Below are 19,241 nucleotides of genomic sequence, written 5' to 3' on the forward strand. Positions count from 1 at the left end.
CCCCTCTAATCGAAAATCTGTGCTAATCATGTCACAGTCTGTAGTCACACCGCTACGGTTGTCGAACATGATTTCTATCCGGTTCCTTGTTTGGCGTTTTCGACAGAAATGCCAGAGATCTGACCGTGGACAGAGGGGGCCGTAAGCCCACAGGAATTGGGCCCGATGCTCGGTCTAAAGTGGGTGGTATTTCGTCACCGGTGCGATTTGGGGGCGAATTGTGTTGCTATCGCGATTGTGTGCAGAAGTGTGGTCTTCTATGAGAACTGCCTGCTCAGGTGCCATGCAAAACGCGCTACGATGACCAGATTGTCCGTAAACTGCGAGCGCCGGTTAATTGTGATGAGTTGATCGGCCCCTCAGAGAAAAGACGGAGGCAATAACTGGGAAGAGGTCGGGGCTCCAACTGAATTCTGGGATCGTGGGAACCGCTGACCGGCAAAGAGAAAGGGAACGGCGATGGCCGCTAAGAACTATGGAGCCGACACTGACGACGGCTACCGCATTGATGATCCCTCACCGGAGGCGATCGCCGTCCTGATCGCCGAGTTGCATCCCGCCGACAACACCTTCGTCATCATCAGGCCGGATGGAGGCTCGCCGTCCTGGTGCGCTTTGGTGTCCCTGATCGGCGACGACCTCTATGAGATCGAGTATCGGGAGGGTGGAGAGCGCAGCATCACCACGTACGCCGACCCGGACGAGGTTCTCGACGACGTCCTCCAATGGCTGGACGCACGCAGTGATGACACCTCGTCGCCGGCGCCTCACCGGAGCGTCCCATCACAGGGCGTGCCCGACCTTGACCTCTGAGGAGCGCCAACGGCGCCTCGATCCGGCCCGGCCGCCGATCTGGCCCGGCCGCTCATCTGGCCTGACGGCTCATCCGGCCTGACGGCCCGCCGGCTCGACTGCACCTCAACCCGGTTCGACGTCGGCGAATCAAGCGGCAGCGGGTCGGACAGGTGCTCCGTCAGTCCTCGGAGCGGCGCAGGCGCTTGATGTCGGAGCGCTGCTTCTTCGCCGTCAGACGCCTCTCGACGGCCCCTCGGGAAGGCTTGGTCGGACGGCGCTTCCTGGGGGGCGGCGCGATGGCCTCGCGAATCAGCTGAGCCAGCCGCATCTCCGCGGCTTCGCGATTGCGGAGCTGGGACCGGAACTCGGACGCCGCAATGGTGATCACGCCGTCGACGAGCCGGGGGCCGAGACGCTCGAGAGCCCGAGCCTTCACCATGGGTTCGAGTGCGGTCGTGGTCTCGACGTTGTAGCTCAGTTCGACCCGGCTGTCAGTCGTGTTGACCCCTTGGCCGCCCGGGCCTGAAGAGCGGGAGAACCGCCAGCCGAGCTCCGCCTCGGGTACGACGACCGAGCCGCGGATGTGCAGCGGGCCTGGCATGGTTTCCTCTCCTCACGTGACGTGCTCGCGCATCTTGCTCGCACGTTGTACTCAGCTGTACTCATACGTCTTACTCATGCATCTTGCCGTCGCGGCGCACTTGATCGCGACGCACTTGATCGGGGGGCACCTGATCGAAGCCCACCTGATCCGCACTGCCGAGGTGTCCGTCGCGGCGCCTGTCGCGGCGTCTGTCTCAGTCCCTGCCCCAAAAGTGCTGCCGTGACTTCCTGCAATGGTGTCGTGACGCCGGAACGCCACCGGCTTCCGTGGGACTCAAAGCGTAGCCATCGACCCTCATTCCCTATCAACTGATTTATCCCCGGAAATCAGGCGTTGCCTTGTCACGATCCACCCCCTCATGCACAGTGTCTCGGGAGCAATGCGGCTCACGCGGCAGCGGCTCACACCCGCGGGTCAACCCACCCGTGGGTGCAGACAGGTTTTACGCAGGGTTCTACCGAGTGGAGGCGGGCTACCCGGTCATGACCACGATCGTCGGAGTCCACGGCATCGGCAAGTACCACTATTACGAGGAGTCCGGCGGCTCTCCCGGCCGCGCTGCGGAGACCATGCGTCTCAAGTGGAACGGCTACCTGCACAAGGGCCTGGCCGGCCCCGCATTTCAAAACAGCCAAAACTACTTCTCCGAGATCGCCTACTACGCCCACCACCTGCACTCGGGGCCGCCGCGCCCGCCCAAGCAGATGGACGCTCCGGCGAAGCTGGTCTTCGCCGATTGGGCGGGCCAGCTCGACGGGCGCATCCGCAGTGCCGCGGGGGAGTCGCTCACCGGCATCGCCCATCGGCTGGCCGAATGGCTGCTGGCCAGGCTCGGCCCCAACGCCGTGAAGTTCGCGCAGGACTTCTGCCCCGAGGTGGCTACCTATCTCGGCGGTGGTGACCTGCGCGTCCGCGCCCGCGACACGGTCGCGGACGTGATCCGCAGAAGGCAGCCCCGTGTGGTGATCGCCCACTCCCTTGGCAGCGTGGTCACGTACGAGGCGTTCTGGGCCAACGCCGACCTGTCCACCGAGTTGCTCATCACGCTCGGAAGCCCCCTCGGCATGCGGAACGTCGTCTTCGAACGGCTCTCGCCGGTTCCCCTCCACGGCCGAGGCGCCCGCCCGCCAGGCGTCAAGCGCTGGATCAACATCGCCGACAAGGACGACATCGCCGCCATCCCGCCAGATCTTCAGGCCTTCTTCGACGGGATCGAGCGCGACGTCGCCTGCAACATCGACTGGCTCGACTTCCACACGGTCCGCAACTACCTGGGCTGCGGCGCCGTGAACGAGTACCTCAAGCCTTACCTGGCCTGACGGTACCTGGTCCGACGTTCGTAACGAACATCCTCTATGCTCATTCAATCATGAAGCATGTTCTTTTCGATTACGGCAATGTCATCTGTCTTCCCCAGTCCGAGGCGGACGCCGCCCGGCTGGCCCAGGGAATCCCCGGATTCGAGGAGCGGTACTGGGAGCTGCGCCTCGACTTCGACCGGGGCACGCTGGACGACGCCGCGTACTGGTCCGCCGTGTACGGCCGGCCGGTCGCGGGCGCCGAGCTCGACCAGGTCATCGCGCTCGACGTGGCCAGCTGGTCGCGCCCCAATGAGGAGACGCTGGCGATCGTCGACGAGCTCGCGGCGGGAGGGGTCCCGATGGCGTTGTTGTCCAACGCCCCCGTGAGCATCGCGGACGGCGTCGACCTGCTGCCCTTCATGGCACCGATCCGGCCGCGGTTCTTCAGCGGCCGCATGGGCCTGGTGAAGCCGGACCAGGAGATCTATCTCCGCGTCGCGGACGGCATGGGCGTCGCCCCGGGCGACATCGTCTTCGTCGACGACCGGCTGGAGAACATCGAGGGAGCGGAGCGGGCAGGCATGACCGGCGTGCACTTCCGTGACGCCGCGACGCTGCGCGACGATCTCAAGCTCGCCCTCTGAACGGCGTGACGCGGGTCCCGAAACGGTTCCCGATACGGGTTCCCAAACGGTTTTCCCAAAACGGTTCCCGATACAGGCGCCAATTCAGGTTCCCGATACGCGTTCCCGATACGCCTTCCTGATGCGGAGATGAACGCCGATTAACGCGCCCGAGCCTTCCGCTTCAGCTGCCGTTCAGCAAAGATGGGCAGTCAAAAGCACTGTTCATCATGGGTTTCTTCGCCCGCCACGGTTGTAAAGGGCGCGCGTTAACCGCGGCCGCTGGACTGGCAGCGTGCAGACGAATGCGTCACGAAGAGTGTTCCTGTCCGCTGCGGCCGCCGGTGCGGGCGGCCTGCTCCTGTCGGGGTCCGCCCTCCCGGAACGCCTGCCGTACGGCGGGGCGCTCAAGAGGGATCCGTTCACTCTCGGCGTCGCGTCGGGAGACCCCACTCCCGACGGCGTCGTGTTGTGGACCCGGCTCGCTCTTGAGCCCACGGCGCCCGACGGACTCGGCGGCATGCCCAGCGGCTCCTACGACGTCGACTGGCAACTCGCGGCCGACGAACGGTTCTCCAAGATCGTCAGATCGGGTACGGCGACGGCCCGGGCGGCGCAGGCGCACAGCGTCCACATCGAGGTGGACGGCCTCCAGCCCGGCCGGGAGTACTTCTACCGCTTCCGCGTCGACGGCCACGTGTCTCCGGCGGGCCGTACGCGGACCACGCCCGCGGGGCTCTCGCCGCTGAAATTCGCGATGGCGGCGTGCGCCCACTGGGAACACGGCTACTACACGGCCTACCGCCGGATCTCGGAACAGGACCCGGACCTCGTCGTGCACCTCGGGGACTACATTTACGAGTACGCCCCCAGCGGCTACACCGCGGTGAGCGGCGTCGTCCGCCGCCACGCGGGGCGCAAGTGCCAGTCGCTGGGCGACTACCGGCTCAGGCTGGCCCAGTACAAGAGCGATCCCGACCTGCAGGCTGCCCACCAGGTGGCCCCCTGGCTGGTCGTCTTCGACGACCACGAGGTGGAGAACAACTGGGCGGGCCCGGTGTCCTCGGTGTCCGGCACCGGCGCCGCGGCCTTCGCCCGGCGCAAGGCCGCCGCGTTCCAGGCCTACTACGAGAACATGCCGCTGCGCCGGGGGAACCTCCCCAAGGGAGGCTCGATCCGGATCAACCGGCGGATCGACTGGGGCACGATGGCGACCTTCCACCTGCTCGACACGCGGCAGTTCCGTGACGACCAGGCCTGTGACGACGGTGAGCGCTCCGGCTGCGACGACCGGCTCGACGCGGGCCGCTCGATCCTCGGCGCGGACCAGCGCGGCTGGCTCCTCGACGGGCTCGGCAGGTCCGAGGCCCGGTGGAACCTCATCGGCCAGCAGGTCATCATGGCGCAGCGCGACGGCAGGACCGGCCCGGGCGTCGACGTCAACATGGACAGCTGGGACGGGTACGCGGCCGACCGCACCCGGCTCCTCGAAGGGATCAAGGCGTCCGGGGCGGCCAACCCCGTCGTCCTCACCGGCGACGCCCACACGCACTACGCCGCGACCCTGAAGCCGGACTTCGCCGACCCCGACTCGCCCCAGGTGGCGGTCGAACTCGTCACCTCGTCGGTGTCGAGCGATGGCGACGGGTACCGTGACGCGGCCGGCATCGCGGAGACCATGCGGGAGAACCCGCACTTCTCCTTCATCGACCAGCGCCGCGGCTACATCGTCTGCTCGGTGTCACAGGACGAGATGCGGGCCGAGTTCCGCACGCTCGACTACATCACCCGGCGCGGAGCGCCCGCCAAGACCGCGGCCCGCTTCACGATCCCCTCGGGCCACGCTCAGCTCAGCGCGTAGCCGTACAGGTCGTCCCGACCGCCCGTGCGCACCACGCGGGCGGTCCCGGGGACGGCGCCCGGGTAGGAGCCCTTCTTCACCTTGGTGCTCACCACGGTCAGGCGGCCGGAGCCCGGCGAGGCGATCAGCAGCTTCCCGCCCTCGGCCAGGACCGACGACCCGAAGGCCCCCGTCCGGTCGCCGGTCAGCAGGAGGTTGTGGTTGCGGGTGAGCCCGCCGCTGCGTGTCCCGGGGATCACCTGGACGGCGCCCTCGCCCGGGGCACCCACGATCAGCTCGTCGTCCTTGTCGCCGTTGAGGTCCCCGGTCGCGAGCGACGAGCCGAACCTGTCGTAGTAACGCGGGATGCCCGCCAGGATCGTCTGCGTCCACATCTCGTTGTGGGCCGCGGTCAGGCCGCGGGCCGAGCCGTACAGGACGTTGACCGCGCCGTCGCCGTAGTCCATCCCGCGGGTGAGGGTGGAGGAGACGTCCTCGCCGGGAACGCCGATCGCGAGGTCGTCGCGCCCATCGGCGTTGAAGTCGCCGGTGGCCAGATCGGAGCCGAAGGCGTCCCACCGCTCGGCGGAGCCGAGCACGTTCCGGCTGTTCTGCGTGTAGGCGCTCGCGTGCCGCTTCCGCGGATCGATGATCGTGACGACGCCCGAGCCCGGCGCCTTGGTCCCGCCGTCGCCCGGTGCGCCGACCGCGACCTCGTCCTTGCCGTCTCCGTTGAAGTCGCCCGCCGCCAGCGTCTCGCCGAACAGGTCGGTCTGTCCCCGGCCCTGATGGACCCAGCTCGTGGCCTGAGTGACCAGCGTGCCCTTGCCGTACGGCGAGCGGTGGTTCATGCCGAAGACGCCGACGCCTCCGCCGCCCGTCATGCCGGGCGCTCCGACGATCAGCTCGTCGTCGCCGTCCCCGTCGAGGTCGCCGGCGGCGAGGGCCGCGCCGAACCTGTCGGTGCCGTGCTTGCGGCCGAGCTTGGTGACGTCGATCGACCTGACCGTGCCGGACCCGCTTCGCGTGCCGAAGAGGATGTGGACGACGCCGTTGCCGTCGGCTCCGGGAACACGGGAGCCGAAGAACTCCTCAGAGACGCCGATCGCCAGGTCGGTGCAGCCGTCGCCGTTGAAGTCGCCCTGGGCGATCGCCGATCCGAACGAGTCGTTGAGCTCCGGCGACCCCCCGATGCCGCCGGCGCCCTGGTGCAGGGTCTTCTGCGGGATGAGACCGTTTCGCGCGCTCCCGTACAGGGTGACCGCTCCCGCGCGGGCCTTCCCGTTCACCGTCGCGTACGGCGAGGCCACGGCGACGAACGCCGGGCAGCCCTTGGCCACGATGGGCGCGGTGCGCGCAACGGCGAGAGCGGAGGCGGGAGAGGCCGTCAGAAGGGAGGGAAGCGCCACCACGGGAGTGGCCAGAGCCACCGCGAGCAGGGCGGACGTGCGCGAAACGCTCATGTGCCGGATCGTCTCCGGCTATCTGGACACGAGGCCCACCAGCACATGAACCGCCCACGTCGGCTGTCTTAACTCGGCGCTGTAAGGCTCAGGACTTGACCTCGCCCTCGATGGGCGGCGCGTCGAGCGAGCAGTGGATCTTGCGCTCGGGCTCGGGGGCGTCGGCCAGCACGTTCCCCCGGATCGTGAAGAAGGTGGTCACGGCGGCGGCGGCCAGCATGGCGGCGCTGATCAGCATCGCGGTGTGGAAGCCGTGGGTGAAGGCGGCCGGTGAGTTGTAGGCGTCCCCGGTCAGGCCCACCAGGGGCGGGACGGCCGCGACGGCGAGCAGGCCGCCGGTCCGGGCGAGGGCGTTGTTGACCCCGCTCGCGACCCCCGCGTAGCGCTCCTCGGCCGTGGCCAGCACCGTGGCGGTCAGAGGGGCGACGGCGGTGCTCAGGCCCAGGCCGAAGACGACCGCCGCGGGCAGCACGTCGACGATGTAGGAGGCGCCGGGCCCGATCCTGCTCATGAGGACGAGGCCCGCCGCGCAGGCGAGGATGCCGCCGGTCATGGGGATCCGGGGGCCGATGCGTTTGGCGAGCTCTCCCGAACGGGCCGACAGCAGCAACATCAGGATCGTCACCGGAAGCATCGCGGAACCCGCCGCGATCGGGGAGAACCCGGCCGACACCTGGAGTTGGACGACGAGTAGGAAGAACACGACGCCCATCGCCGCGTACATGATCAGCGTCACGACGTTGACCGCGGTGAAGACCCGGGACCTGAAGATCCCCACCGGGACGAGGGCGTCGGGGGAGCGCCGCATCTCGACGACGACGAAGGACGCGGCGAGCACCAGCCCCGCGACCAGGGGAAAGATCCCCGCGCCGGCGAGGATCAGGCCGTACGTGACGCCCGCCAGAGCCAGCGCGGCCAGAGCCGCGCCGAGCACGTCGAACCTGCCGTGCGCCGCGGTGTCCCTGGTCTCCGGGACGTGCCGTGCGGCCACCGTGAGGACGACGGCCGCGAGAGGGAGGTTCAGCAGGAAGACCCAGCGCCAACCGGCCGTCTCCACCAGCCATCCGCCCAGGAGGGGCCCGACCGCCGACGCGACTCCGCCGAGACCCGACCAGGCGCCGACCGCGCGGGGGCGGTCCTCATGGACGAAGCTCGCCTGGATGATCGCCAGCGAGCCGGGGGTGAGCAGCGCCCCTCCGATGCCCTGGAGCGCACGGGCGAGGACGAGCACCTCGATGTTCGGGGCGAGGCCGCACAGAGCGGAAGCGGAGGCGAACCACACGACACCGATCATGAAGATCTTGCGCCGGCCGTACCGGTCGCCGAGGGAACCGCCGAGCAGGATCAGCCCGGCGAGCGTCAGCGTGTACGCGTTGATCGTCCACTGCAGCCCCGACATGCCCGTGCCGAGATCGCGGGCGAGGGCGGGCAGGGCCACGTTGACCACGGTGCCGTCCAGCATCGCCATGCCGGATCCGAGGACCGTCGTGAGAAGGACCCAACGTCCGGGGATCGAGCTGAGCCGGATTTGGCCTGATTCCATAGGGGCCATCATGGTCTGTTGTCGTCGCGTGCCGCATCAGGAGGTCCACTCAACGGGCCCGCCGGGGCTCGAGGCGTTCGACGACCTGTCGTCGGGCAGACCGGCCTGTCCGCCGGTCCGGGAAGAGGGCCTGGACATCGACGCCGCGCGGATCGCGGCTGTGTCGCGGGGATGGTGACCGGGCATGCACTCCCGGGGCATCCGAGGCGGGGCTCCAGGCGACACCCGAGGCGATGTCCGGGGTCGTGGCCAGGGCGGTATCCGAGGCGAGGGAGAGACGTCATGCGCGACATGAACACCGTGGTGGGCACCCACGACATCCTGCTGGTGACGCTCGGGACGCTGCGTTACGACGTGGCGGCCGAGCTCATGGAGGCGGGCAGGCTGCCCAACCTGGCCCGCGTGCTGCCGGAAGGGAGGTGGGAGCGCCGGCACAGCCCGGGAAGCTTCACCTACGCCGCCCACGCCGCGATGTTCGCGGGCTTCCTGCCCACGCCGGTCGAACCGGGAGCGCACGCACGCCCGTTCGCCGCGCGGTTCCCCGGAAGCGAGACGACCGCCGACGGCACCTGGGTGTTCGACGCGCCGGATCTGCCGACGGGCCTGGCCAAGGCGGGTTACCACACGGTGTGCGTGGGAGGCGTCGGCTCCTTCAACAAGGAGACCCCGCTCGGATCCGCCCTGCCCGGCCTGTTCGCGGAGAGCCACTGGTCGCCCGAGTTCGGCGCCACCTGCCGCCACTCGCTGGAGCGGCAGATCGACCAGGCCGAGCGGGTGGTGCGGGACAGGGACGAGCCGGTGTTCCTGTTCGTCAACGTTTCGGCCCTGCACCAGCCCAACTGGTTCCATCTGCCGGGCGGAGCGCGGGAGGACGGCGACACGCTGGAGAGCCACGCCGCCGCCCTGGAGTACGTGGACAGGCACATCGGACGCCTGTTCGCCCTCATGACCAGGCGCAGGCCGTGCTTCACGATCATCTGCTCCGACCACGGCACCGCGTACGGCGAGGGCGGGCACACCGGCCATCGGATCGGCCATGAGGTCGTCTGGACGGTTCCGTACGCCGAGTTCGTGCTGGAGCGGGCGCAGGCCAGGCCGCGGCCGCAGTGGGGACGCTCGCGCGCGTGGGACCGGATCAGCGGATGAGCCTGTACGCCCCGATGAGACCCCCCTTCCGACCGGGGTGATTACAGAATTACGATCGCTCACAGCGAACTGGCGCAAAACTGGGAACAGTGACGGGCTCCTGTTAGTTGAGTCGGCATAACTCAACCTTGGGAGTACGCATGACACAGATACTTCCCGTCCTGCCCCTGGACGACGAGGTCGTCCTGCCCGGCATGGTGGTCCCCCTCGACCTGTCGGATTCCGAGGTCCGGGCGGCCATTGACGCGGCACGGGCCAGCGGTGGCGAGAGCCGGGTGCTCCTGGTGCCGCGCGTGGACGGCCGGTACGGCGCGACCGGAGTGTCCGCCGTGGTGGAGCAGGTCGGGCGGCTTCCCGGAGGCGAGCCCGCGGCGGTCGTGCGCGGCGTGAGCCGTATGCGCGTGGGCATCGGCACGACGGGGCCCGGAGCGGCGCTCTGGGTCGAGGCGACGGTGATCGAGCCGGTCGCGCCCGGACCGCGGGCCGAGGAGCTCGCCAAGGAGTACAAGTCCCTGACTACGACGATCCTGCAGAATCGGGGCGCGTGGCAGGTCGTCGACTCGGTCAACCAGATCGACGACCCGTCGGTCCTGGCCGACAGCTCCGGCTACGCGCCGTGGCTGACGACGTCGCAGAAGCAGTTCCTGCTGGAGACCGCCGACCCGGCCCTGCGGCTGGAGAAGCTGGTCGGCTGGGCCCGTGACCACCTCGCCGAGATGGACGTGGCGGAGACCATCCGCAAGGACGTCCAGGAGGGGATGGAGAAGCAGCAGCGCGAGTTCCTCCTGCGCCAGCAGCTCGCCGCGGTTCGCAAGGAGCTGGCCGAGCTGAACGGCGATCCGGCCGACGAGGAGGAGGACTACCGGTCCCGCATCGAGGCCGCCGACCTGCCGGAGAAGGTCAGGGAGGCCGCGCTCAAGGAGGTTGGCAAGCTCGAGCGCACCTCGGATCAGTCGCCCGAGACGGGCTGGATCCGGACCTGGCTGGACACGGTCCTCGACATCCCGTGGAACACGCACACGACCGACGAGTACGACATCGCCGGCGCTCGCACGGTGCTCGACGCCGACCACACCGGGCTCGCCGACGTGAAGGACCGCATCATCGAGTACCTCGCGGTCCGCAAGCGCCGGGCCGACCAGGGCCTCGGGGTCGTCGGCGGCCGCCGCAGCGGCGCCGTCCTCGCCCTGGCGGGCCCGCCCGGAGTGGGCAAGACCTCACTGGGCGAGTCGGTCGCGCGGGCGATGGGCCGCAAGTTCGTCCGCGTGGCGCTCGGCGGCATCAGGGACGAGGCGGAGATCCGCGGGCACCGGCGCACCTACGTCGGCGCGCTGCCTGGCCGGATCGTCCGCGCCATCCGCGAGGCGGGCTCGATGAACCCCGTCGTGTTGCTCGACGAGATCGACAAGGTGGGCTCCGACTACCGCGGCGACCCGACCGCGGCGCTGCTGGAGGTGCTCGACCCGGCGCAGAACCACACGTTCCGCGACCATTACCTGGAGGTCGAGCTCGACCTGAGCGACGTGCTGTTCCTCGCGACGGCCAACGTGCTCGAGCAGGTCCCCGGGCCGTTGCTCGACCGCATGGAGATCGTCACGCTCGACGGCTACACCGAGGACGAGAAGGTCGCCATCGCCCGTGACCACCTGCTCCCGCGCCAGCTGGAGAAGGCGGGCCTCACGGCCGACGACGTGACGATCGACGAGGGCGCGTTGCGCCGCCTCGCGGGGGAGTACACCCATGAGGCGGGCGTCCGGTCGCTCGAGCGGTCGGTCGCGCGGGTCCTGCGCAAGGTCACGGCCAACGTGGCGCTCGTCGAGGCGGAGCTGCCGGTCGCGGTCACGGCCGACGACCTGGTGCCCTACCTCGGCCGCCCGCGGCACGTGGCCGAGTCCTCGCTGCCCGAGGCCAGGCAGCGTACGTCGGTGCCGGGCGTGTCGACCGGCCTCGCCGTCACCGGAGCCGGCGGCGACGTCCTCTACGTCGAGGCGTCGCTGGCCGACCCGGAGACGGGCTCGACCGGGGTGACCCTCACCGGCCAGCTCGGCGACGTGATGAAGGAGTCGGCCCAGATCGCGCTGTCCTACCTGCGCTCGCGTGGCGTGGAGCTGGAGCTGCCGGTCGGGTCCCTCAAGGACCGCCAGGTCCACATCCACGTCCCGGCGGGCGCGGTGCCCAAGGACGGGCCGTCGGCGGGTGTCACCATGACGACCGCCCTCGCCTCGCTGCTGTCGGGCCGTCCGGTCCGGGGTGACGTGGCGATGACCGGAGAGGTGTCCCTGACCGGGCGCGTCCTCCCGATCGGCGGGGTGAAGCAGAAGCTGCTCGCCGCCCACCGGGCCGGGATCACGACCGTGCTCATCCCGGCGCGCAACGAGCCCGACCTGGACGACGTCCCGGCCGACGTGCTCGCCGACCTCACCGTTCACCCGGTGAGCGACGTCCGTGAGGTCCTCGACCTGGCCCTCACCCCGGCGACGGTGGCCCAGACCGCCGCCGCCTGACCCACCGCGTACGGCTCGCGCTCCCATGTCCCGGGAGTGCGAGCCGTACGCATGCGTGTGCGGCCTGGTGAGAGGATCTTCCGCCGGATCCGGGTGCCCGAGTAATGTTCTGTTATGCATCCGGGAGCCATCGCGGCCGAGACGCCAGACAAGCCGGCGGTGATCATGGCGGGCTCCGGCCGCGTGGTCACGTACCGGGAACTCGACGAGGAGTCCAACCGCCTGGCCCACCTGTTCCGGGCCACCGGGCTCCAGCCGGGCGACCACATCGCCTTCATGCTGGAGAACCATCCCCTCTTCCTGACCATCGCCTGGGCCGCCCACCGTGCCGGGCTGTACTACACGGCGATCAGCTCCCGCCTCCAGGCCGAGGAGCTCGCCTACATCCTGAACAACTGCGGTGCCCGGGCCTTCATCTCCTCGGCGAAGCTGGCGGCCGTCGCCACCTCCGTGACCGGCGAGACGCCGGGGGTCGAGGTGCGGCTGATGCTCGACGGCACCGCGCCCGGCTTCACGTCCTACGAGGAGGCGACGGCCACGTGGCCGGTGACGCCCATCGCGGACGAGTGCCAGGGCGTGGACATGCTGTACTCGTCGGGCACCACCGGGCGGCCCAAGGGGGTCAAACCCACGCTGAGCAAGGCGCCGCTCGACTCTCCCGGACCGCTGCTGCAGCTCATCCAGTTCCTGTTCGCCCCGACCCCTGAGAGCGTGTACCTGTCGCCCGCCCCGCTCTACCATGCCGCCCCGCTGCGGTACTGCATGAACTTCCAGCGGGCCGGGGCGACCATCGTCGTGATGGAACGGTTCGACCCCGAGGAGGCGCTCCAGCTCATCGAGAGGTACCGCGTCACGCACTCGCAGTGGGTGCCGACGATGTTCATCAAGCTGCTGAAGCTGCCGCCCGAGGTCAGGTCGCGTTACGAGCTGTCCTCGCTGAGGTGCGCCATCCACGCCGCCGCTCCCTGCCCCGTCCCCGTCAAGGAGCAGATGATCGAGTGGTGGGGGCCGATCATCCACGAGTACTACGCGGGCACCGAGGGCAACGGCTTCCTCTACGTCGGCTCGGAGGAGTGGCTGAAGCACAAGGGCACGGTGGGCCGGCCGCTGCTCGGGGTCGTGCACATCTGCGACGAGGAGGGTGATGAACTGCCTCCGGGCGAGCACGGAACGGTCTATTTCGCCGACGGCCCCCGGTTCGTCTACCACGGGGACCCGGACAAGACCCGCTCCGCGCAGGACCCGCTGGGCAGGGGCTGGACCACGCTCGGTGATATCGGCTACGTCGACGAGGAGGGCTTCCTCTACCTCACCGACCGCCGCTCCTACATGATCATCTCGGGCGGGGTGAACGTCTATCCCCAGGAGGCCGAGAACGTGTTGTCGGTCCACCCCAAGGTGGCCGACGTGGCCGTCTTCGGCGTGCCGGACGAGGACATGGGCGAGCAGGTGAAGGCCGTCGTGCAGCCCGTCGTCCCGGAGGAGGCGGGCCCGGAGCTCGCGGCCGAGCTCATCGAGTACTGCCGGGCACGCCTCGCCCATTACAAATGCCCGAAGTCGGTGGACTTCCGCGACGAACTCCCGAGACACCCGACGGGCAAGTTGTACAAGCGCCTGTTGCGCGATGAATACTGGCCCCCGACGTCGTGATATAAGAGCCGCGTGCGGCATCCGCCGGTAGGAACCGCTGATCGCTTAGCGTGACCTTATCGAGGATTTGCCATCGTAGTGGTTGTACCGGCGGAGAGCCGGATCACCGGCAGATCCAATTGAGGGGGATGGCGATGAGCTCAGACGAGCAGGGTCGCGGCAACGACACCGAGGTGCTCCCCGGTCACGGCTGGAGCCAGTTCGGCAGGACTCCGCCACAGCAGGGCCAGTACGGCGGAGGCTATGGCGGTTATGGCAGCCAGGGGCCGTACGACACCTCGCCGTACGGCGGGCCGCCGCAGCGGCAGAAGACCGGGATGACCGGCAGGCAGAAAGTGATCACGGGCCTCGCGCTCGCCGTCGTGGCGATCGGCGGCGGAGCCACGGGGGCCCTCGTCGCCAACGCGACGCACGACGGCCAGACCGTGATCTCCAGCCCGCTCGTGAACCCCGCGTCGAACACCTCGGTCAACACCATCGCGGAGGTGGCCAAGGCCATCCAGCCTTCCGTGGTGTCGATCAGGATCACGACGCAGAACGGCGGCGGTGAGGGGTCCGGCGTGATCCTGTCGGCCGACGGCCTGATCCTGACCAACAACCACGTGGTCGCCGAGCTCGGCCAGGGCGGCGGCGACGTCAAGGTCAAGTTCAGTGACGGTAAGACGGCCTCGGCCACGGTCAAGGGCACCGACCCGACGACCGACCTCGCCGTGATCCAGGCGCAGGGCGTTTCCGGCCTGACGCCCGCCTCGCTCGGCGACAGCGACAAGCTCCAGGTCGGCGACGCGGTGCTCGCCATCGGAAGCCCGCTGGGCCTGGAAGGCTCGGTCACGTCGGGCATCGTGAGCGCGCTCGACCGCACCCTCACCGAGGGGGGCGAGGACCAGCAGCAGCAGCCGTTCCCGTTCGGCCAGCAGCAGCAACAGCAGCAGCAGGGCACGACGATCGGCGGCATGGTCCAGACGGACGCGGCGATCAACCCGGGCAACTCGGGCGGCGCCCTGGTCAACGCGGCAGGCCAGGTCATCGGCATCAACACCGCCATCGCGACCTCCGGGCAGAGCTCGGGCAACATCGGCGTGGGCTTCGCGATCCCGATCAACACCGCCCGGCAGGTCGCCGACCAGCTCATCAAGAGCGGCAAGGCGACGCACGCCTTCCTCGGCGTGAGCCTGGCCGACGCCACCGGTGACGCCGAAGGCGCCGTGATCAGCTCGATCACGGCGGGCAGCCCGGCGGACAAGGCCGGTCTCGAGGACGGGGACCTCGTCACCAAGGTGAACGACAAGGTGGTCGACAGCGCGGAGACGCTCGTCGGCGAGATCCGCAGTTCCCGTCCCGGCGACAAGGTCACCATCACCTACTCGCGGAACGGCAAGGTCTCGACGGCGTCGATCACGCTCGCGGAGCAGGCGGCGAACAGCTGAGCCCCCCGGAACGCCCCTGGCAACTCCCCGGGTCATCCCCGGCGAGTCCCCCGGAAGCGTCTTCGAGACCGTCCCCAGCCGGCGGCCCCCAGCGGCCGCCGGCTCGACGTCGCGTCAGCGACGCGTGAGCACCTCGGACTCCCACAGGTCCCGGTAATAGCCGGGAGTGGCGACCAGGGCGTCGTGCGGCCCGCGCTGCACGACCCGTCCGCCCTCCAGGACGATGATCTCGTCCACCTGCTCGAGCCCGCGAAGACGGTGGGTGACCAGCACCGTCGTCCGGCCTCTTGTTGCGTCCAGCAGGTCGGCCAGCAGGGCGTCCGCCGTCTCCTCGTCGACGGCCTCCGCCGGCTCGTCCAGCAGGAGCACCTGCGGATCGAAAAGCAGGGCGCGGGCCAGGGCGAGGCGCTGGAGTTGCCCGCCGGACACCGTCCGCCCGTCCTCGCCGAGCGTCGTGTCCCATCCGGTCCGGTCAGTCCAGCCGTCCAGGCGGGCCTGCCGTACGGCATGGGCGAGGTCCTCGTCGGAGGACTCCGGGCCGGCGAGCCGGAGGTTGTCGCGGAGAGTGGCCTGGAAGACGTAGGGATCCTGGGTGAGCCCGGTGATCCTGGCACGGACGTCGTCGGAGGCGTACCGCCGGATGTCCACCCCATCGATCCTGATATTTCCGGATTCGAAGTCGACGGTCCGCATGAGTGCGGCCAGCAGGGTGCTCTTCCCGGCGCCGCTCGGCCCGACGATCGCCACCCGGTCGCCGGGCGCCAGCCTCATGCTCACCCCGTTGAGCGCGGGTTCCCTGTCCCCGTGGCGGACCACCAGATCCTCGATCTCGACGGTCGGCGGCGTTTCCGGCAACGTGAGGGGATCGCCTGGCTCGGCCACCGCCGGCGGTGTCGCGCCGATCTCCCGCAACCTCCGCAGGGCGGCGAGCACGCCGGCGAACCGTTCGCCCGCGGCCCCGAGCGGCAGCACGGGCTCGAAGGAGACCAGCGAGGTCAGGGCGAGGACGGCCGTCGCGACGCCGTCCAGATCCGCGGAACGGGCCGCGAGCACGACGGCCACCACGGTCAGCCCCTGCACGAGCACGCCGAGCCCGAGTGCCGCCGCGTTGACCCGCGACTGGCCGCGTTCGAGCTTCGCGAGCCGGGCGTCCGCGTCCATCCCGGCGGAGAGGGCCTGGTCCCGGGCGCCGTACGCCGCGAGGTCGGCCGCACCATGGACGAGGTCGGCCACGCGCGCGGCCAGTTCGGCCCTGGCCGGTGCGATCCGGGCGGACCATCTCCGCGCGGCCGCGGCCGTACCGGCAGGCAGGGCGACGCCCGCCACCAGCAGGCCCAGGGCCAGCAGGAGCGCCGCGAAGGGCAGGATGAACGCGGTGAGGACCACGGCGGCCGTCCCGGCGAGGAGCGCGGCGAGGGCGGGCAGCAGACACCGGACGAGCAGGTCCTGGACCGCGTCGGTGTCGTCCACCATCCGGCTGAGCAGGTCGGCGCCGCGCCGCGGCAGCGGCCCGGTGGGGACGAGCGCCTGGTAGAGGCGTTCGCGCGTGCCCGCCTGGGCGCGGAGGGCGACGTCGTGGCCGGACAGCCGCTCGCCGTACCTGAAGATCCCGCGGGTGGTGGCGAAGGCCCGCACCGCCACGATGGCGACGGAGAGCGCGGCCAGCGGAGGCTGCTCGGCCGCCCTCGTGATCATCCACGCGGCCGCCGCGATCAGCGCGATCCCCGCGAGGTCGGCGGCCGCCCCCGCGAGTGTCGCGAGGATCAGCCTTCGGGGCATCCCGGGCGCGAGAAGCCGCAGAGGTGTGCCGGATTCGGTGGCCATGCCGGTCATGCGGCTCCTCTCTGCGCGTGGTCGTGCAGGCGGACGACCCGGTCGGCCAGTTCGATCATGGCGGGGCGATGGGCGACGATGATCGAGGTCCTTCCCTCGGACAGCCTCCGCGTGGCCTCGACGACCGCGGCTTCGCTCCTGCCGTCCAGGCGTGCCGTCGGCTCGTCGAGCAGGAGCACCTCGGCCGACGGGCGGCAGAACGCGCGGGCGAGCGCGACCCGCTGGCGCTGGCCCGCCGACAGGTTCGCGCCGCGTTCGCCGAGCTCCGTCTCATAGCCGTACGGCAGGGCCTCGACGAACTCGGCCGCCTGTGCGGCCGCGGCAGCCGTACGGACCTCGTCCGGCGAGGCGTCGGAACCCAGGGAGATGTTGGCGGCGACCGTCGCGGCGAAGAGGTGGGGACGCTGGGGCACGAAGGCGAGCCGGCGCCGCCACTCGTCGCGGTCCAGTCCGGAGAGGTCGGCGCCGTCGATCAGCACCCGGCCCTCGGACGGCGTGACGAACCCGAGCAGGGCGTGGAGCAGCGTGCTCTTGCCGGCTCCGCTCGGGCCCACGATCGCCACCCTCTCGCCCGGCGAGATCCGCAGGGTGACGGCGTCGAGCGCGTTCTCCTCGCGGCCGGGGTACCGGACGGTCACCCCCTCGAACCGGATCTCTGGCGGTGCATGATCACGACCGGAAATCCGCAGGCCGGGGGCTTGAATGCGAATCTGTGCATGATTACGGGCAGGTTTGGGCAGGTCAGCGGGCTGTTCGCGAACCTGTGCATGATCACGGGCGATCGTGGGGGTGATGAGGGAGAAGGCCTGGTCGGCGGCGGCCACTCCTTCCATGGCGGCGTGGAACGTCGTGCCCATCGCCCGCAGGGGGATGTAGGCCTCCGGGGCCAGGAGCAGCACCAGCAACGCCGTATGGAGGTCGAGCGACCCCGACAGCAGTCGCAGGCCGACGGGGACTGCGACCAGGGCGAGCGAGAGCGACGCCACGAGTTCCAGGACCAGCGACGACAGGAACGCCACCCGCAGCGTCCGCATCGTCGCGGTCCGGTGGGCCGCGGCGACCTGCTGGATCACCGACGCCTGGTGGCGTGCCCGGCCGAAGGCCCGCAGGGTCGGGAGGCCGCGGACGACGTCGAGGAAGTGGCCGCCGAGCCTGGTCAGCGCCTCCCATTGCTGCTGCGTGACCGCCCGGGTGGTCCAGCCGACCAGCGCCCCGAAGATCGGGATGAGCGGCAGCGTGAGCAGGACGATGACAGCGGTCTCGAGGTCGGCCACGAAGAGCCGCACGACGACCGCGATCGGGATGACCCCCGCCACGGCGACCGCCGGCAGGTAGCCGGTCAGGTAGGCGTCCAGGGCGTCCAGACCGCGTCCCGCGAGTGTGACGAGCTCGCCGGATCGCTGGGAGCCGGCGGTGTCCGGCTCCTGGAAACGCGACAGCAGTCGGCGACGCAGCGCGGACTTCAGCGCCGTGGCGGTGCGACCGGCGAAGACGCCCCGCCCCCAGCCGAGCAGCCCCCGCGCCGCCACGACGAGTGCCAGCGGGAGCAGGACGGCCACGGCGAACCGGCCGGAGAGCACTCCTGCCAGCAGTTCCGCCTGCACGAGCACGAGGACCCCGGCCGCCACGGCGGCGGCCAGGCAGGCGGCGAGGTGCGGCCGCACGGTCCGTTCGGATCGTGCGAGCCGCAGGAGATCCTTGTGCAACGGAGGCCCAATCGGACGACGGCCGGCAGACGGTCAGAAGAACGTGGGCAGCGCACCCCTGCTGAAGGTGCGCCACACCCATACTTGCGCGCCCACGAGGATCGGGACGCACGGCAACACAATGGCACCCAGGGTGGTCAGTGTCTCCGGCGGGGCGGCGTGGTCGATGAGGGCGGAGGCAACGACGGCGACGGCCAGGGCGGCGGGGATCGCGGCCGTCAGAGCCGTCAGCAGCAGGGCCCTCCCGGTGCGCCGCGCTCCGCGGACCGCGGGGTCGCCGGGGAGTCGCCACGCCGCGAAGGTCCAGCCGTGGACGCAGAACGCCAGCGCGACCACGATCCCCCCGGCGACGCCTGCCGGGCCGAGGAGGGGAGCCGACATTCCGCGGGCCAGCGCCACCAGCGTCATGCCCCAGGTCAGGGCCAGCCCGGCCGAGCCGAGGCAGATGGCGCCGTCCCACACCCTCCGCCAGGCGGCGCCGTCGGCGCGGCGGCGGAACCACAGGCCGGCGTCGCGTGTGATCCACGTCAGGAGCAGAGCCACGACCAGGGGGTACAGCCCGCTGAGCACCTCGCCTTCCAGGGTGGAGAAGGCGCCGAACAGGACGCCGACCAGCGCGACCAGCCAGACCTCGCCCGCGAGCACGAACGGCGCCATGGCCCCGACGAGCCTGTCGCGATCTCCCTGAGACCGGCCGAGTACGGGCAGCAGGATGCCGAGCCCGATGTCGAAGCCCTCCAGGGCGAAGTAGCCGAGTAAGAGGACGGCGAGGGCGCCGAACCAGATGATCTCCATGGTCGTGGTCC

Annotated in this window: 15 protein-coding genes; 9 read left to right on the top strand and 6 right to left on the bottom strand. The window is 70.1% G+C overall.

The genetic code is table 11. The features are described from left to right. Positions 1-459: 459 nt before the first annotated feature. A complete protein-coding gene (locus Psi02_RS13465; RefSeq protein ID WP_203974031.1) occupies positions 460-813 on the top strand; it encodes a hypothetical protein in 354 nt (117 codons plus the stop codon). Between the two features lie 160 nt (positions 814-973). On the opposite strand, the gene arfB is transcribed toward Psi02_RS13465, so the two are convergent. Further along, complete coding sequence (gene arfB / locus Psi02_RS13470; RefSeq protein WP_203974033.1) at positions 974-1,396, bottom strand: alternative ribosome rescue aminoacyl-tRNA hydrolase ArfB; 423 nt, start codon at positions 1,394-1,396, stop codon at positions 974-976. A gap of 485 nt (positions 1,397-1,881) precedes the next feature. On the opposite strand from arfB, the gene Psi02_RS13475 reads away from it, so the two are divergent. The 3 genes from Psi02_RS13475 (at position 1,882) to Psi02_RS13485 (ending at position 5,184) form a co-directional block, all read left to right on the top strand. Further along, positions 1,882-2,718: a hypothetical protein gene (locus tag Psi02_RS13475; RefSeq protein ID WP_203974035.1), complete on the top strand. Its 837-nt coding sequence runs from the start codon at positions 1,882-1,884 to the stop codon at positions 2,716-2,718. 50 nt (positions 2,719-2,768) lie between these two features. Beyond that, on the top strand, positions 2,769-3,344 hold the full coding sequence (locus tag Psi02_RS13480; RefSeq protein ID WP_203974036.1) for an HAD family hydrolase: 576 nt from the start codon (positions 2,769-2,771) through the stop codon (positions 3,342-3,344). Between the two features lie 274 nt (positions 3,345-3,618). Further along, the gene (locus Psi02_RS13485; protein WP_203974038.1) at positions 3,619-5,184 is read left to right on the top strand and encodes an alkaline phosphatase D family protein; all 1,566 of its coding nucleotides are present in this window, start codon (positions 3,619-3,621) and stop codon (positions 5,182-5,184) included. Here the strand turns inward: Psi02_RS13485 and Psi02_RS13490 are convergent. Both Psi02_RS13490 and Psi02_RS13495 read right to left on the bottom strand, forming a co-directional pair. Next, the gene (locus Psi02_RS13490; protein WP_203974040.1) at positions 5,169-6,626 is read right to left on the bottom strand and encodes an FG-GAP repeat protein; all 1,458 of its coding nucleotides are present in this window, start codon (positions 6,624-6,626) and stop codon (positions 5,169-5,171) included. The genes Psi02_RS13485 and Psi02_RS13490 overlap by 16 nt on opposite strands. Before the next feature lie 88 nt (positions 6,627-6,714). Further along, complete coding sequence (locus Psi02_RS13495; protein WP_239094861.1) at positions 6,715-8,169, bottom strand: MFS transporter; 1,455 nt, start codon at positions 8,167-8,169, stop codon at positions 6,715-6,717. 28 nt (positions 8,170-8,197) lie between these two features. Between Psi02_RS13495 and Psi02_RS13500 the strand changes: the two genes are divergently transcribed. The 5 genes from Psi02_RS13500 (at position 8,198) to Psi02_RS13520 (ending at position 14,896) form a co-directional block, all read left to right on the top strand. Beyond that, positions 8,198-8,347 (top strand): hypothetical protein, encoded by a 150-nt coding sequence (locus Psi02_RS13500; RefSeq protein ID WP_203974044.1) that lies wholly within the window; start codon positions 8,198-8,200, stop codon positions 8,345-8,347. Positions 8,348-8,451: 104 nt separating this feature from the next. Beyond that, entirely contained in the window at positions 8,452-9,315 is an 864-nt protein-coding gene (locus Psi02_RS13505) for an STM4013/SEN3800 family hydrolase (RefSeq protein WP_425564506.1), read from the top strand. Positions 9,316-9,455: 140 nt separating this feature from the next. After that, positions 9,456-11,819, top strand: coding sequence for an endopeptidase La (gene lon / locus Psi02_RS13510; RefSeq protein WP_203974046.1), 2,364 nt, complete (start codon positions 9,456-9,458; stop codon positions 11,817-11,819). 114 nt (positions 11,820-11,933) lie between these two features. Continuing rightward, on the top strand, positions 11,934-13,469 hold the full coding sequence (locus Psi02_RS13515; RefSeq protein WP_203974048.1) for an acyl-CoA synthetase: 1,536 nt from the start codon (positions 11,934-11,936) through the stop codon (positions 13,467-13,469). Positions 13,470-13,603: 134 nt separating this feature from the next. After that, positions 13,604-14,896 (top strand): S1C family serine protease, encoded by a 1,293-nt coding sequence (locus Psi02_RS13520; RefSeq protein WP_203974050.1) that lies wholly within the window; start codon positions 13,604-13,606, stop codon positions 14,894-14,896. Positions 14,897-15,010: 114 nt separating this feature from the next. Here Psi02_RS13520 and cydC read toward each other — a convergent pair whose 3' ends face one another. Genes cydC through Psi02_RS13535 form a run of 3 tightly spaced genes read right to left on the bottom strand, consistent with a single transcriptional unit; the run spans position 15,011 to position 19,230 of the window. Continuing rightward, entirely contained in the window at positions 15,011-16,720 is a 1,710-nt protein-coding gene (gene cydC / locus Psi02_RS13525) for a thiol reductant ABC exporter subunit CydC (RefSeq protein ID WP_239094862.1), read from the bottom strand. A gap of 5 nt (positions 16,721-16,725) precedes the next feature. After that, positions 16,726-18,435 (bottom strand): thiol reductant ABC exporter subunit CydD, encoded by a 1,710-nt coding sequence (gene cydD, locus Psi02_RS13530; RefSeq protein ID WP_203974052.1) that lies wholly within the window; start codon positions 18,433-18,435, stop codon positions 16,726-16,728. Positions 18,436-18,468: 33 nt separating this feature from the next. Next, positions 18,469-19,230: a cytochrome d ubiquinol oxidase subunit II gene (locus Psi02_RS13535; protein WP_203974054.1), complete on the bottom strand. Its 762-nt coding sequence runs from the start codon at positions 19,228-19,230 to the stop codon at positions 18,469-18,471. Positions 19,231-19,241 lie beyond the last annotated feature (11 nt).

Origin of the sequence: Planotetraspora silvatica (assembly GCF_016863315.1) — a bacterium.
GTDB lineage: Bacteria > Actinomycetota > Actinomycetes > Streptosporangiales > Streptosporangiaceae > Planotetraspora > Planotetraspora silvatica.

Excerpts from the sequence above, each read along its gene's own strand:
- Psi02_RS13535 (WP_203974054.1), bottom strand. The coding sequence starts at position 19,230 with ATGGAGATCATCTGGTTCGGCGCCCTCGCCGTCCTCTTACTCGGCTAC.
- Psi02_RS13490 (WP_203974040.1), bottom strand. The coding sequence starts at position 6,626 with ATGAGCGTTTCGCGCACGTCCGCCCTGCTCGCGGTGGCTCTGGCCACT.
- Psi02_RS13505 (WP_425564506.1), top strand. The coding sequence starts at position 8,452 with ATGCGCGACATGAACACCGTGGTGGGCACCCACGACATCCTGCTGGTG.
- cydC (WP_239094862.1), bottom strand. The coding sequence starts at position 16,720 with ATGGCCACCGAATCCGGCACACCTCTGCGGCTTCTCGCGCCCGGGATG.
- arfB (WP_203974033.1), bottom strand. The coding sequence starts at position 1,396 with ATGCCAGGCCCGCTGCACATCCGCGGCTCGGTCGTCGTACCCGAGGCG.
- Psi02_RS13465 (WP_203974031.1), top strand. The coding sequence starts at position 460 with ATGGCCGCTAAGAACTATGGAGCCGACACTGACGACGGCTACCGCATT.
- Psi02_RS13480 (WP_203974036.1), top strand. The coding sequence starts at position 2,769 with ATGAAGCATGTTCTTTTCGATTACGGCAATGTCATCTGTCTTCCCCAG.
- Psi02_RS13495 (WP_239094861.1), bottom strand. The coding sequence starts at position 8,169 with ATGGAATCAGGCCAAATCCGGCTCAGCTCGATCCCCGGACGTTGGGTC.
- Psi02_RS13475 (WP_203974035.1), top strand. The coding sequence starts at position 1,882 with ATGACCACGATCGTCGGAGTCCACGGCATCGGCAAGTACCACTATTAC.
- Psi02_RS13515 (WP_203974048.1), top strand. The coding sequence starts at position 11,934 with ATGCATCCGGGAGCCATCGCGGCCGAGACGCCAGACAAGCCGGCGGTG.
- Psi02_RS13520 (WP_203974050.1), top strand. The coding sequence starts at position 13,604 with ATGAGCTCAGACGAGCAGGGTCGCGGCAACGACACCGAGGTGCTCCCC.
- lon (WP_203974046.1), top strand. The coding sequence starts at position 9,456 with ATGACACAGATACTTCCCGTCCTGCCCCTGGACGACGAGGTCGTCCTG.